This is a genomic window from Brevibacterium sp. CBA3109 (assembly GCF_040256645.1).
Classification (GTDB): domain Bacteria; phylum Actinomycetota; class Actinomycetes; order Actinomycetales; family Brevibacteriaceae; genus Brevibacterium; species Brevibacterium koreense.
Genome location: NZ_CP158281.1, coordinates 854683 through 868775 on the forward strand (window position 1 = coordinate 854683; position 14093 = coordinate 868775).

10 protein-coding genes and 1 tRNA gene are annotated in these 14093 nt (G+C 63.8%); 7 read left to right on the forward strand and 4 right to left on the reverse strand.

Features of this window, described 5'->3' with window-relative positions; translation table 11 throughout:
- Positions 1-2: 2 nt before the first annotated feature.
- Entirely contained in the window at positions 3-1112 is a 1110-nt protein-coding gene (locus AAFP32_RS03870) for a M20/M25/M40 family metallo-hydrolase (RefSeq protein ID WP_350270715.1), read from the reverse strand.
- 135 nt (positions 1113-1247) lie between these two features.
- Positions 1248-1799 carry a hypothetical protein gene (locus AAFP32_RS03875; RefSeq protein ID WP_219618654.1) on the reverse strand — a complete coding sequence of 184 codons (552 nt, stop codon included), beginning with the start codon at positions 1797-1799 and terminating at the stop codon, positions 1248-1250.
- Between the two features lie 126 nt (positions 1800-1925).
- On the opposite strand from AAFP32_RS03875, the gene AAFP32_RS03880 reads away from it, so the two are divergent.
- Positions 1926-1998, forward strand: a tRNA-Thr gene (locus tag AAFP32_RS03880).
- Positions 1999-2070: 72 nt separating this feature from the next.
- On the opposite strand, the gene AAFP32_RS03885 is transcribed toward AAFP32_RS03880, so the two are convergent.
- Entirely contained in the window at positions 2071-3555 is a 1485-nt protein-coding gene (locus AAFP32_RS03885; protein WP_350270716.1) for a hypothetical protein, read from the reverse strand.
- A gap of 254 nt (positions 3556-3809) precedes the next feature.
- On the opposite strand from AAFP32_RS03885, the gene AAFP32_RS03890 reads away from it, so the two are divergent.
- From AAFP32_RS03890 to AAFP32_RS03900, 3 genes are all read left to right on the forward strand, one after another.
- On the forward strand, positions 3810-5018 hold the full coding sequence (locus AAFP32_RS03890) for an acetyl-CoA C-acetyltransferase (protein WP_350270717.1): 1209 nt from the start codon (positions 3810-3812) through the stop codon (positions 5016-5018).
- A 1-nt stretch (position 5019) separates the two neighbouring features.
- Positions 5020-7191 (forward strand): 3-hydroxyacyl-CoA dehydrogenase NAD-binding domain-containing protein, encoded by a 2172-nt coding sequence (locus AAFP32_RS03895; protein WP_350270718.1) that lies wholly within the window; start codon positions 5020-5022, stop codon positions 7189-7191.
- A gap of 180 nt (positions 7192-7371) precedes the next feature.
- On the forward strand, positions 7372-8292 hold the full coding sequence (locus AAFP32_RS03900) for an NADP-dependent oxidoreductase (protein WP_350270719.1): 921 nt from the start codon (positions 7372-7374) through the stop codon (positions 8290-8292).
- Between the two features lie 6 nt (positions 8293-8298).
- Here the strand turns inward: AAFP32_RS03900 and AAFP32_RS03905 are convergent, their stop codons facing one another.
- Positions 8299-8955: a TetR/AcrR family transcriptional regulator gene (locus tag AAFP32_RS03905; RefSeq protein WP_420883389.1), complete on the reverse strand. Its 657-nt coding sequence runs from the start codon at positions 8953-8955 to the stop codon at positions 8299-8301.
- 137 nt (positions 8956-9092) lie between these two features.
- On the opposite strand from AAFP32_RS03905, the gene AAFP32_RS03910 reads away from it, so the two are divergent.
- From AAFP32_RS03910 to AAFP32_RS03920, 3 genes are read left to right on the forward strand one after another with little or no spacing between them, the layout of a single operon-like run.
- A complete protein-coding gene (locus AAFP32_RS03910; protein ID WP_101642336.1) occupies positions 9093-10706 on the forward strand; it encodes a carboxyl transferase domain-containing protein in 1614 nt (537 codons plus the stop codon).
- Between the two features lie 8 nt (positions 10707-10714).
- Positions 10715-12778 (forward strand): acetyl-CoA carboxylase biotin carboxylase subunit, encoded by a 2064-nt coding sequence (locus tag AAFP32_RS03915; RefSeq protein ID WP_350270721.1) that lies wholly within the window; start codon positions 10715-10717, stop codon positions 12776-12778.
- 43 nt (positions 12779-12821) lie between these two features.
- Positions 12822-13994 carry an acyl-CoA dehydrogenase family protein gene (locus tag AAFP32_RS03920; RefSeq protein WP_101642339.1) on the forward strand — a complete coding sequence of 391 codons (1173 nt, stop codon included), beginning with the start codon at positions 12822-12824 and terminating at the stop codon, positions 13992-13994.
- The last annotated feature ends 99 nt before the right edge of the window (positions 13995-14093 follow it).

Sequence of the window (14093 nt, forward strand, 5' to 3'; positions counted from 1 at the left end):
ATTCAGTCCTGAGCAGGAGGTTCATCTTCGGCCAGAAGCTCGCCGACCAGTGCGGTGGTGAGCTCGACCCGGCGAGGGATCCACAGCTGCAGGGCATGCTCGGTTCTTGCGTGCGAGCCGCCGCCCACAGTGCCGAGTCCGTCAATGGTCGGAGTTCCGACTCCGGCTGTGAAGTTGCCGTCCGATCCACCGCCGACGGCGACCGACCGCAATGGTGGGTGCCCCAGGTGAGCGCTCAGACGCTGGGCTCGAGCGTAGAGACCCATCGCCATCTTCTCCTCCAGCGGGGCCCGGTTGATTCCGCCTCGGACGTCGACCTTCGCCCCGGCCACAGTGGGGGAGAGAGTGCTGAGGATCGCGTCGATGCGTTCCTGCTCTGTCACCGAGGCGGCTCGGGAGTCAACACCCACAACGGCCTTGGCAGGCACGGTGTTCGTCGTTGAACCGCTGTGCATGAGGGTCGGCACAACCGAAGTTCCCACGGACGGGTCATGCAGCTCCGCAATTTTGACCACCTGGTTGGCTACCTCGATTGTGGCGTTGATGCCCTTCTCCGGTTCCACGCCCGCATGGGCGGCCAAACCAGTGACTTCGAGTGAGTAGATGGCGACGCCTTTGCGGGCGATCTTCACCCCTCCATCGGGCGCGCCGCTTTCGAAGACCAACGCCGCCTTGGCTCCACGGGCTTCGTCTTCGATGATCTGGCGTGAGCCGGGGGAGCCGAGCTCTTCGTCTCCGGTTATGAGGATGCTGACGCCGTCGAGGTTGCCGCGCTCGTCACGCAGGCGCGCCATCGCATAGAGAGCGATGAGCAGACCGCCCTTCATATCGTCGGCGCCCGGCCCGCGCACGACACCGTCGGCAACCGAATAGGGAAACTCGGCGAGCGTACCGGTCGGCCACACTGTGTCATGATGACCGATGAGCACGACCTTGCGAGGCCCGGTGCCGAAGCGCCACAGCACGTGGGGGTGCGAATCGGTTTCGATGATGTGCGGAGCCGCCCCCAGCAGGCCGGTGCCGATCCGGGAGACGAGCTGAGCGCTGCGAGCCAGTGATTCGGGATCCTGGGAGAACGACTCACATTCTATGAGCGCCTTGAAATCACTCATGAAGTCCTTCGAGTCGAACTCGCCCACGTGCGTCACCCATTTCTCTCTTGGAAAGTCTGTCGTCACCAGGTTAACGGGTGAGCTGCCAGTCAGACGTGACGACAGCGAACCTTCAACTGACTCGGCGAAGATCCCTCACTTGAGTGCGGGGAATGTAGCCAGCGGACGAATAGGCCGCGACAGCACCCTTGTTCGAGCTCTCTGCACAGACTGATGCTCATGGCGATCCCGGTTGCTGTAGGCTTCTTGCCGCAGCGATCGCCAGGGCTCGTCCGCGCCCCAGCATCCTGGCTCTGTCAGCCGATCGCGGAGGCGGGTTGCTCCCCGAGCTTCGACAATTGCCGTTTCGGACCCTAAGACAGTGCTGTTCGTCTCCAGGACGGTGCGGTTCGATGAGTCGATGTCTGATTCGATCTGTGGCGCCAAAGAGTCGTCATGGTTGAGATCCGGATCAACGGACAGGCGCAGAAGGTCCTCACTGTCAAGCAATCCAATTGCGAGGATCCTGTCCTGGCGCCGCCAGACCCGCAGCGCCTGGGCTGTTGCTTCTGCGCCTCTCAGTGAATACCAGCCCAGGTCTCCCGTGTGGTGGTGGAGAGGTCCATCGTCGGACTGCCAACGATCGAGTACGGCACCGATGTTGGGAAGTTCGGCGACCTGAGGGCCGACCAGCTCAGCGGTTCTCATGTGTCTTCTGAGATGCGCAAGGATTGGTCTATAGGGTCCAGCATATGTGAGCTGTGTTACCTACTCAGACTTCAGTCATGCTCCTTTTGACCAGGAGTCCTGGTTTTGGCTAAAGTTAGGTCGGTTGCCGCCTTAGCTCAGTCGGTAGAGCGATTCACTCGTAATGAATAGGTCGGGAGTTCGATTCTCCCAGGCGGCTCGGCAAAGAACCCCTGTGCCCGGTGAAAACACACCGGCACAGGGGTTCTCTCTTGCGCCGGCTCGGTTCGGCCTATGATCGATTGATCTGAGTGCTGAATCTCCGGTCGAAGGCGCCGGTCGCGGTGAGGCTTCCGAGCAAAGACGCGACAAGGATGAACAGCAGAACGACGACTGTCGGCCCCAGCTCGACAACGGTCTGCCTGTTCCCACCGATGAGCACCTGAGCCTTGGCCCACAGGCCCGAGTAGCTCGGATCGAGAAGACTCGCCACAGCAGTCCAGACAGTTCCCCCGGCAATCGCGCCGACGGCGACTGCGGCTCCGGCCAGCACCCCCAGGGTATCGGTCACGGCGAGGACCACGACAGCCACAGTCAGGCAGACCAGACACAGGGATCCGATGATCGCGATCATCCGCAGACTCGGGTAGGCGCCGAGGCTGTCCACGATGTTCCTCCCCGGCCAGATCGAGCTGATGCCGGCAACCGTCGTCAGTGCCAGGGTCCCGGCGGCGGCCAAGCCGAACTTCTGGCTCAGAAGCGTTCTTCTGGGGAATGGTCTCTGCGGCGACAGCGACCGCCATGGTCCGATGATGACGACCTGAAGGCCTGCCGCTCGATTGATGGCTGCAGACGACAACATGGCCAGAGTGACTGCACCGAAGACGAGCGCAGTGATGATGGCAGAGAGTGTGGCAATCGTGGACGGCTGTGACTCGTGCGGCGTGGACGCCGTGACCTTCGGTGCTGGGGCAGAGGGCTGCGCAGCTGGCGGAGGACCGTCACCATCGGATCCCTGACTGAAGTAGTCGACAGCTGGTGGACCGCTGACATCCTCAACCCTGATGTCGAAGGGCCGTTCGAAGGCGCGCTCCGCGTCCTGCTGAGAACGTGGGCAGTCCTGTTGGCCACCGGCCTCGCACCCGAGCTTCCGGGCCACGACTCGAATCTGCTCGGAGATATGCTCTTCGGCCTGGCGGATGACCTGGTCCCGATATTGGTCCAGGATGAACTCGTCTTCGTTCAAGGCCTGCGGGCTGGCCAGGACCGTGATCGTATAACGCGGGGCGTCGGCGTCGCCGCGATAGTACGCCCCGATGTCGTCCATGACTCGAGGGGTGAGGTTCTTCGGCAGCAGGACTGCGAGAACCGAAGTTCCGTCTTCCACCTGGGCACGGGCGGACTCAGGGGAGAGCTCGCGTTCACGGGTGGAGAAGTCGGGAGCGATCGCGCCCTGCTCGATTCGGGTGAAGAACTCATCGGAGAACGACAGGTAGTCCGTCATTGCGCTCTGGATCGCCGGCATCTCCTGCGCCTCGTCGTCGGTGCCGACTGCGATCGAGAAGTTCGGGGGCGAGCCTGAGGGCTGTTTCGCTGCGGTCGGGGCAGGGGTCGGGATCCCCTCATCGGCACCTGCCCGTTCGACGACACCGAAGAGCGGAACCAGGACGGACAGTGCGATGACATATACGCACGCCGATGCCAGGATCGGCCAGAAGTACATCCAGCCTGTCCTTCTCCGGGCCAGGATCGAGGTCACTGCGAAAAAACGACGCATGCTTCATTCTCCCATCCCGCGTCGAGCCCGCTCCGTCTTCTGCATTGCGTCTGTCGCAGTGCAGGACTCCCAATGCGCACGTGCCGACTGTCGCCGTTTCCGTGTTGACCATCACAGGCAACTGGTATTGAATGGTGGTGTGAATGTTACTGAACGATCGATCAGCCGGTGAGGTTGAGCGAGCGTCATTGACGTATCCACGGCTGAGGTCACGGATGTGACCCTCGGCCGTTCTCTAGGACTGTGAGGAACAGATGAGCGAAGCGTACATCTACGACGCAGTGCGCACGCCGCGCGGAAAGAACCGCGGCGGAGCCCTGCACAGCGTCAAACCAATCGATCTCGTGACAGGGCTCATCGACGCCCTGCGCGAACGCAATCCCGATCTCGACGACAAGGCGATCGACGACATGGTCTTGGGTGTCGTCTCGCCTGTCGGCGAACAGGGCGGAGACATCGCTCGGACCGCGGCGCTCGTCGCAGGCCTCGACGAATCCGTCGCCGGCGTTCAGGTCAACCGGTTCTGCGCGTCCGGGCTCGAGGCGGTCAACATTGCTGCACAGAAGGTCGGCAGTGGTTTCGAGAACCTCGTCCTGGCCGGCGGTGTCGAATCGATGTCGCGTGTTCCCCTCGGCTCCGACGGAGGCGCGTGGGCGCAGGACCCGACGACGAATTTCGACACCTACTTCGTGCCGCAGGGCATCAGTGCCGATCTCATCGCGACGACCGAGGGATTCAGTCGAACCGATATCGACGAATTCGCCGAGGAGTCGCAGAAGCGTGCGGCCAACGCCTGGGAGAACGGCTACTTCGAGAAGTCGATCGTCCCGGTCAAGGACATCAACGGGGTGACCCTGCTCGACACCGATGAGCACATGCGCCCCGGTTCGACAGTGGAGTCGCTGTCGAAGCTGTCCCCGGCCTTCACCAAGGTCGCTGCGCAGGCAGGCTTCGACGAAGTCGCGCTCCAGAAGTACCACTGGGTCGAGAAGATCGAGCACGTTCACACCGCCGCTAACTCGTCGGGAATCGTCGACGGAGCCAGCCTCGTCATCATCGGCGACGCCGAGGTGGGTCAGACGATGAATATGAAGCCGCGTGCCCGCATCATCTCCACTGCCGTCACCGGATCCGAACCGACCATCATGCTCACGGGTCCGACACCCGCGACGCAGAAGGCGCTGGACAAAGCGGGCCTGACCGTTGAGGACATCGACCTGTTCGAGCTCAACGAGGCCTTCGCTGCAGTGGTCTTGAAATGGATGAAGGACCTCAACATTCCGCATGACAAGGTCAACGTCAACGGCGGAGCAATCGCCATGGGGCATCCGTTGGGCGCCACTGGAGCCATGATCCTCGGGACCGTCCTCGACGAACTCGAACGCCGTGACCTCAAGCGTGGCCTCGTCACGCTGTGCATCGGCGGCGGAATGGGCATTGCGACGATCATCGAAAGGGTCTGACATGACGAACACTGAAACGACTTACTCCCATTCCACTGACTCGGACGGAATCGTCACCGTCGTCCTCGACGACCCGAATTCCAAGGTCAACACGATGAACGACCATTTCAAGGCTGCCTTCGAGGGCATCGTGGACTGGCTCGAAGCGAACGTCGATGACATCTCCGGCGTCGTCCTCACCTCGGCGAAGAAGACCTTCTTCGCAGGCGGAGACCTCAATAAGCTGCGCGCAGCCGACCCTGAGAACTCGGAAGCCGAAGCCGCACTGACCAACCACATGAAGGCGGTCATGCGTCGCCTCGAGACGCTGGGCAAGCCCGTCGTCGCGGCCATCAACGGTGCCGCACTCGGTGGTGGCCTCGAGGTCGCCCTCGCCACGCACCACCGTGTTGCCGCGCAGGACGTCTCCAGCCTGCGTGTCGGATTCCCTGAAGTCTCCCTGGGCCTCCTGCCCGGCGGTGGCGGCGTCGCCAGGACCGTGCGGCTGATCGGTCTCCAGAACGCACTGCAGAAGGCCATCATGCCGTCGACGAAGTTCAAGGCAGCCGATGCTCTGGACCTCGGTCTCGTGGATGAACTTGCGCCTGTGGCAGAGCTCGAAGCGCGTGCCAAGGACTGGATCAAAGCCAACCCCGAGGCTGCTCAGCCCTGGGATGTCAAGGGATTCAAGATCCCCGGCGGAGCACCCACATCACCCTCACTGGGCGCGATGCTGCCCGCACTGCCTGCCTTGCTGCGCCGCCAGACCAACGGCGCAACGATGCCGGCACCTCGTGCGGCCATGGCTGCCGCCGTCGAAGGCGCCTACGTCGACATTGACACGGCGTTGGCCATTGAGACTCGCTACTTCATCCACCTCACCCACACCCCGGTAGCGAAGAACATGATCAAAGCGTTCTTCTTCGACCTCGGCCACATCAACTCCGGCGGTTCCCGGCCCGATGGCTTCGAACCGCGCCAGGTGAAGAAGCTCGGCGTCCTCGGCGCCGGAATGATGGGCGCCGCGATCGCCTACACCGCAGCCAAGGCCGGAATCGAGGTTGTCCTCAAGGACGTCAAGATCGAGGCCGCGGACAAGGGCAAGGCCTATGCGCGAAAGCGTGAGGAATCAGCTCTGGCCAAGGGCAAGACCACCGCGGAGAAGAGCCAGTCCGTCCTCGATCGCATCACGCCGAGTGCTTCGGCTGATGACTTCGCCGGCGTCGACTTCGTCATCGAAGCCGTCTTCGAATCCGTGCCCCTCAAGCAGCAGGTGTTCCAGGAGATCCAGGACGTCGTCGACTCTGACGCCGTGCTCGGTTCCAACACCTCGACCCTGCCGATCACTGACCTGGCCACCGGAGTCACGCGCGATTCAGACTTCATCGGCGTCCACTTCTTCTCGCCCGCCGATAAGATGCCCCTGGTCGAGATCATCCGCGGTGCCAACACCTCGGATGAGACTCTGGCGCGCACCTTCGACCTCGTGCAGCAGATCAAGAAGACCCCGATCGTCGTCACCGACTCCCGCGGATTCTTCACCTCCCGTGTGATCGGAACCTTCATCGCCGAGGCTGTCGCCGCCGTCGGTGAGGGTGTGGAGCCGGCATCGGTGGAGCAGGCCGCACTTCAGGCCGGGTATCCGACCGGCGCCCTGCAGCTGCTCGACGAGCTGACGCTGACGCTGTCGCAGAAGATCCGCTCCGAGTCGGAGGCGGCGACCGAGGCTGAAGGCGGCACCTGGGTCAGTCACCCATCCGATGTGGTCTTCGACTGGATGGTCGAGGAGGCCGGTCGCACGGGCCGCAAGGACGGCGCTGGGTTCTACGACTACGACGAAGAGGGCAAGCGCGGCAAGCTGTGGCCCGGTCTGCGGGAAAGGTACAACTCCGGTTCGGCGACCCAGCCCTTCGCAGACCTGCAGGAGCGGATGCTCTTCGCCGAGGCGATCGAGACGATCAAATGCCTCGACGAGGGTGTGCTCACCTCGGTGCCGGATGCGAACATCGGTTCGATCTTCGGCATTGGGTTCCCTGCCTGGACGGGTGGGGTGCTGCAGTACGTCAACCAGTACGAGGGCGGCTTGAACGGCTTCGTCGAACGTGCAAGGGAACTCGCCGCGACCTACGGCGAGCGGTTCACGCCTCCGGCCTCACTCGTCGAGCGGGCGAAGTCGAACAACACGTACGAATAGAACCAGCGGCGGGACAACCTGCTGACACAGTCACGGCACTGGGCCGGGTCGGAATCAACCGATCCGGCCCAGTGCCGTTGAACCTTCAAGGAATAGCAGTCGGTGAGATCGTGTTCTGTCTGTGGCAGGCCGGTGTCGGCCACGCCACGAACATGCCGTCCCTCCGAAAGGTCCTCACACATGCGTGCAGCAGTCTATGACCAGTACACCGATGACTTCAGCGACATCACGGTTCGCGACGTCGACGACCCGAAGGTTCCGCCGGCATCCGTGCTCATCGAGGTCCGCGCCGCCGGAGTCAATCCGGTCGACTGGAAACTCGTAGGTGGTCACCTCGACGCCATCATGCCGGTCCAGTTCCCCGTCACCCCAGGCTGGGACGTTGCGGGCGTCGTCATCGGACTCGGCGCAGATGTCCCCGAGTTCCAGATCGGCGATGAGGTCATCGCCTACGCCCGCAAGGACGTCCTCGGTGCCGGCACCTTCGCCGAGAAGGTGGCTGTGCCTGTTCATTCGGTGACCGCGAAGCCGGCCTCCCTGAGCTGGGAACAGGCGGGCGGGCTGCCGTTGGCTGGTGGCACCGCCCTGCGCACCCTCGAAGCGTTGGGTGACATCAACGGCAAGACCGTTCTCGTCCACGGAGCCTCCGGAGGAGTAGGCAGCTTCGCCGTGCAGATCGCAAAGTCCTTCGGCGCCCGAGTCATCGGCACCGCTTCGGAGGCTAACCATGACTATCTGCGCGCCCTCGGCGCCGAACCGGTCACCTACGGGGACGGACTGAGTGATCGCGTCCTCGAGCTCGCAGGCGGCCCGATCGACGGGGCCGTCGACTTCGTCGGAGAAATGCTCGAGACCACCCTCGCGGTGCTGGGGGACGGCGGGGCACATGCCTCCGTCGCAGATCCCTCGGTGGCAGAACACGGCGGGCGCTACATCTGGGTCCGCCCCTACGGTTCGCAGACCGCTCGTGTGGCCGAGCTCGTCGACTCGGGCGAACTCACCGTCGAGGTTGCTCAGACCTTCAGCCTCGATCAGGTGCCCGAAGCATTCCGCACCAGCGCGGAAGGACACACGCGAGGAAAGCTCGTCATCGTTCCCTGAGCGGCGTCAGGCGATACCCAGTGCTGCCCGAGCGGCGGCCCGCAATTCGACCCCGACCACCTCGGCGCTTGAGCGTCGGGCTTGGTACGGGGTCGAATTGATCATGCCGAAGACCGCATGCACACGCACGGTCGCCGCATCGAGCGACCATCCCGGATTGGCCCGCGCCACGACCTCAGACCACTGGCTGACATAGCTTCTCTGCAGGCGACGAACGGTGCGCCGTGAGGTCTCGGGCAGTGCAGCCAGGTCCCGGTCCTGAATGCGAATGAGTTCGGGTTCGCTCATGGCGAAGGCGACATGGAAGTCGATGAGCTCGATGAGCGCCGAGGTGGACGAGTCGTTGTCATGGCGCGTGATGATCGCGTCCCCACCCGAGTTCAGATATTGGGAGATACCGACGAGGAGCTCCTCGAGGACCGCTTCCTTCGAATCGAAATGACGATAGACCGCCGGTGCAGAGATCCCCGCACCCTTGCCCAGGTCATCGAGACGGACTCCGTGGAAGCCATGTTGGGCGTAGAGATTCTTCGCCACCGACAGCAGCTGTTCACGTCGCGCTGCCTTCGCTGCGGCCCGGGAAGTCCCTGCCGCTGGCGCTGACCCGTCTGCGACCGGCGCTAACCCGTCCGCCACTGGCGGCAGCACCGACTTCGGCACCATATCCGTCATCCCCTTTCCCTTCTGCGAACTCCGCGCGAGGCTGTCGGCACGGCATTCGATCGTGCGCATTGTCACAACGGCTTTTGAGCAGTATCATAGCATTCAGTTAACAAGCATTAACTGAAACGGGGAGTGAAATGAGAGCAGTGGGAACTGCGGTCAGTCCGGCGACGGGGCAGGCGAACGCCGATGCCCACGCCGAACTCATCGCTGAACTCCGGGAACGCATCCGGGTCACGGCCCTGGGTGGACCCGAGAAATCCAGGCAACGCCATATCGATCGAGGCAAGCTGCTTCCGCGCGAGCGCGTCGAAGGCCTCCTCGACCCGGGCACAGCGTTCCTCGAACTTTCGCCTCTGGCCGCCAACGGCATGTACGACGATGCCAGCCCCGGAGCAGGGATCATCACGGGCATCGGCCGCGTCAACGGACGCGAATGCGTCATCGTGGCCAATGACGCCACGGCCAAGGGCGGAACCTATTATCCCGTCACGGTGAAGAAGCATCTGCGCGCCCAGGAAGTCGCGAAAGAGAACAGCCTTCCCTGCATCTACCTCGTCGACTCCGGCGGAGCCAACCTCCCCAACCAGGACGACGTATTCCCCGACCGGGAGCACTTCGGCCGCATCTTCTACAACCAGGCCACACTCTCCGCCGCAGGCATCCCGCAGCTGGCGGCCGTGCTCGGCTCCTGCACTGCCGGCGGTGCCTATGTGCCGGCAATGGCCGATGAGTCGATCATCGTGAGTGAACAGGGCACCATCTTCCTCGGTGGCCCACCCCTGGTGAAGGCCGCCACCGGTGAGGAAGTCTCGGCCGAGGACCTCGGCGGAGGAGCACTCCACTCGCGCGTCTCCGGCGTCACCGACCACCTCGCTGCCAATGACTCCCACGCCCTGGAAATCATGCGTGACATCGTCTCCACGCTGGGACCGAAGTCGGCGGCCAACTGGGACGTCATCGAGCCCCGGGAACCCAACCATGCTGCCGAGGAACTGACCTCGGTGGTGCCCGTCGACTCGAGAACTCCCTACGATGTCCACGAAGTCATCGCCCGCCTCGTCGACGGTTCCGAATTCCACGAATTCAAGGCCGAGTACGGCACCAGCCTCATCACCGGCTTCGCCCACCTCGACGGACACCCGGTGGGCATCGTGGCAAACAACGGCATTCTCTTCGGCGAATCCGCTCAGAAGGGCGCGCACTTCATCGAACTCTGCGACCAGCGCAGCGTGCCACTGATCTTCCTGCAGAATATCTCCGGCTTCATGGTGGGCCGTGACTACGAAGCCGGCGGCATCGCCAAACACGGGGCAAAGATGGTCAACGCCGTCGCCACAGCCCGCGTGCCCAAGTTCACCGTCGTCATCGGCGGCTCCTTCGGCGCCGGAAACTACTCGATGTGCGGCCGTGCCTACAGCCCCCGCTTCCTGTGGATGTGGCCCAATGCACGCATCTCCGTCATGGGCGGCGAACAGGCCGCCAGCGTTCTCTCGACGGTCAAGCGCGATCAGATCGAAGGCCGTGGCGAGACCTGGAGTGCCGAGGAAGAGGACACGTTCAAGCAGCCAGTCCGGGACCAGTACGAAGCCCAGGGCAATCCGTACTACTCGACGGCTCGGCTCTGGGACGATGGAATCATCGAACCCTCCGACACTCGTCAGGTGCTGTCCCTGGCACTCGAACTCGCCCGTTTCGGACCCATGGAACGCCCGCTGAATGCCAGCGGCTACGGCGTTTTCAGAATGTGAGCTCATCCATGTTCAATACCGTACTCATCGCCAATCGCGGCGAAATCGCACTGCGCGTCATCCGCACCTGCCGCCGACTGGGCATCAGAACAGTCGCTGTCTACTCCGATGCCGACGCCCATGCCGCCCACGTCAAGGCCGCCGACACCGCCGTGCACCTGGGACCGGCACAGGCCTCCGAGTCCTACCTGCGCATCGACAAGGTCATCGCCGCAGCGAATGCCACCGGCGCCGAGGCGATCCACCCCGGCTACGGGTTCCTGTCCGAGAACGCCGAGTTCTCCGCCGCCTGTGAGGCGGAAGGAATCGTCTTCCTCGGCCCCGGAGCCGAAGCCATCCGCATCATGGGTGACAAGATCACGGCTAAAAATGCCGTGTCTCAGCGTGGAGTCCCGCTGGTGCCCGGCACCAAGGACGCTGCCATGTCCAACGATTCGCTTGTCACAGCGGCCGCCGACATCGGCTTCCCCGTGCTCATCAAGCCCTCCGCCGGTGGTGGCGGCAAGGGCATGCACGCTGTCTTCGAACCCTCCGAGCTGCCTGCGGCTCTGGACACCGCGCGCCGTGAAGCCGCGAGCTCCTTCGGAGACGACACGCTGTTCCTCGAACGCCTCGTCGCGACCCCGCGTCATATCGAGGTTCAGGTCATGGCCGATGCGCACGGCAACGTCATCCACCTCGGTGAACGTGAGTGCTCGCTGCAGCGACGCCATCAGAAGGTCATCGAAGAAGCGCCCTCGGCACTGCTGGATGAGGCGACCCGTGCGCGGATCGGTCAGGCGGCCTGCGAGACCGCGAAGTCCGTGGGCTACCGGGGGGCGGGCACCGTCGAATTCATCGTCGGCGCCGACCGCCCCGACGAGTTCTTTTTCATGGAAATGAACACCCGTCTGCAGGTCGAGCACCCGGTCACCGAAGAGGTCACCGGCGTTGATCTCGTCGAACTCCAGCTGCGTGTCGGTGCCGGCGAAGAGCTGACGCTGGCCCAGGACGACGTCACGATGACCGGGCATGCGATCGAGGCGCGTATCTATGCGGAGGACCCTTCCCGCGGATTCCTGCCCACCGGTGGCCGTGCGCTCGATGTCGTCTTTCCTGAGGGTGAGGGCATCCGCGTCGATGCCGGGCTCGAAGCCGGGCAGACGATCGCCTCGGACTACGACCCGATGATCGCCAAACTCATCGTCCACGCCCCGGACCGCGGCGCCGCGATCGCCCGTCTCGATGCCGCGCTTGCCGCCTCGGCGGTGCCCGGGATCGTGACGAACATTGATTTCCTGCGCACGCTCATCACCCTTGACGAGGTGGTTTCGGGTAACCTCGACACCTCGCTCATCGACCGTCTCGACGAGGACCAGCTCGCACACACCGCGAGCCAGATCGACCGGCAGATCGCAGCCGCAGCCGTGCTCGTCACCGGCGGCAAGGCTGGAACCGAGTTCACGGGCACACTGGCCTCGGCGGATCTGTCCGGGGCTGCAGGGAACCTGGCCAATGCTGGAGGCTCAGCGGCCGCCTCGGCGTGGGGCAGGCCCTCTGCCTGGCGGACCTCGCGTCCGGACTTCCGTGCGAGGGTCTCCCTGACCTCGGGCGGGGAGGCAGCCACGGTCGAATCTCTCGTCGACGATGTCACGATCGATGACAGCGGCCTCTGGCACGTGCTCGTCGCCGATACTCAGTACACGGCCCGCGTGTTCTCCGATGCTCGGGATCGCAGCATCTGGGTCAGCAGCGACCGCGGAGTCTACGCGTTCACCCGTCCCCAGGCCGATACGTCCCTGACCCCGGGTCTTGACGGCGCCGAGGTGCTTGCCCCGATGCCCGGCTCCGTCGTCGAGGTCCGGGTCGAGTCCGGAGCCCGCGTTGAACAGGGTGATCCGATCGTCGTCGTCGAAGCGATGAAGATGGAGCACGTGCTCACCGCGCCGGCTGCGGGAATCGTCACCGTCACCGCAGTCCAGGGTGTCCAGGTCGGACTCGACGAAGTGCTCGCGACGGTCGTCGATGAAGCCGCAGCGGACGCAGCAGACGCCTCCACAGACGCAAGCACAGCAGCAGAATCAGCCAACTGACCACAAGAAGTTCACTGACCACGCATTCAGCGGGGAGGAAATCATGACAGCTTTCGTTCCGGGCATGCTGCCCGAAGAATACGAAGACCTGCGACTTGGCGTCGCAAAGTTCGCCGACGAAGAGGTTGCACCCGTGTCCGCCGAACTCGACGCCAAACACGAGTTCCCCTACGAACTCGTTGCGAAGATGGGCGAGATGGGCCTCTTCGGCCTGCCCTTCGACGAAGAGTACGGCGGCATGGGCGGAGACTACTTCGCCCTGACCCTGGCCATCGAAGAGATCGCCCGCGTCAACCAGTCACTGGCGATCACGCTGGAAGCCGGAGTCTCCCTGGGGGCAATGCCGATCTACCGCTTCGGCACCGAAGAGCAGAAGCGCGAATGGCTGCCGGGGCTCACCGACGCCTCCGGGCTCGCTGCCTTCGGCCTGACCGAACCCGAAGCCGGCTCCGATGCCGGCGGCACGCGGACCAAGGCGACGCTGGAGAACGGCACGTGGACGGTCAACGGCGGCAAGTGCTTCATCACGAACTCGGGCACCGACATCACCCGCCTGGTCACGGCCACAGCGGTGACCGGAACCCGAACCTCCAAGTCCGGTCGCGAGGTCCCCGAGATCTCGACCATCATGATTCCGACGGGAACCCCCGGCTTCACCGCCGAGCCGGCCTATGACAAGGTCGGCTGGAACTCCTCGGACACACACCCGCTGACCTTCGACAATGTGCAGGTGCCTGAAGAGAACCTGCTGGGCGAGCGGGGACGCGGCTATGCGAACTTCCTCCGCATCCTCGACGAGGGACGTATCGCCGTTGGAGCACTCTCCGTCGGCGCCGCACAGGGATGTGTCGACGAATCCGTGAAGTACGCGAAGGAACGCCAGGCCTTCGGCAAGCCGATTGCGGACTTCCAGGGCATCTCGTTCAAGATCGCCCGGATGGAAGCCCGCGTCGTCGCCGCTCGCTCCGCCTACTACTTGGCGGCCTCTCGCATGATGGCGGGACTGCCGTTCAAGAAGGAAGCCGCGATCGCGAAGATGATCGCTGGTGAGGCCGCGATGGACAACGCCCGCGATGCGACTCAGATCCATGGTGGCTACGGCTTCATGAACGAATACCTCGTCGCCCGCCACTACCGCGACTCGAAGATCCTCGAAGTCGGGGAGGGCACCACCGAGGTTCAACTCATGCTCATCGCCCGCGAACTCGGCATCTGAGCTCAGCCACAGTCACACCGCCCACCGAGGTGGCCCGCCGGTTCGTATGGACGGTCGGGCCGCCTCGGCGGGCGGTGTTTTCATCGGCCCCTGCGGACT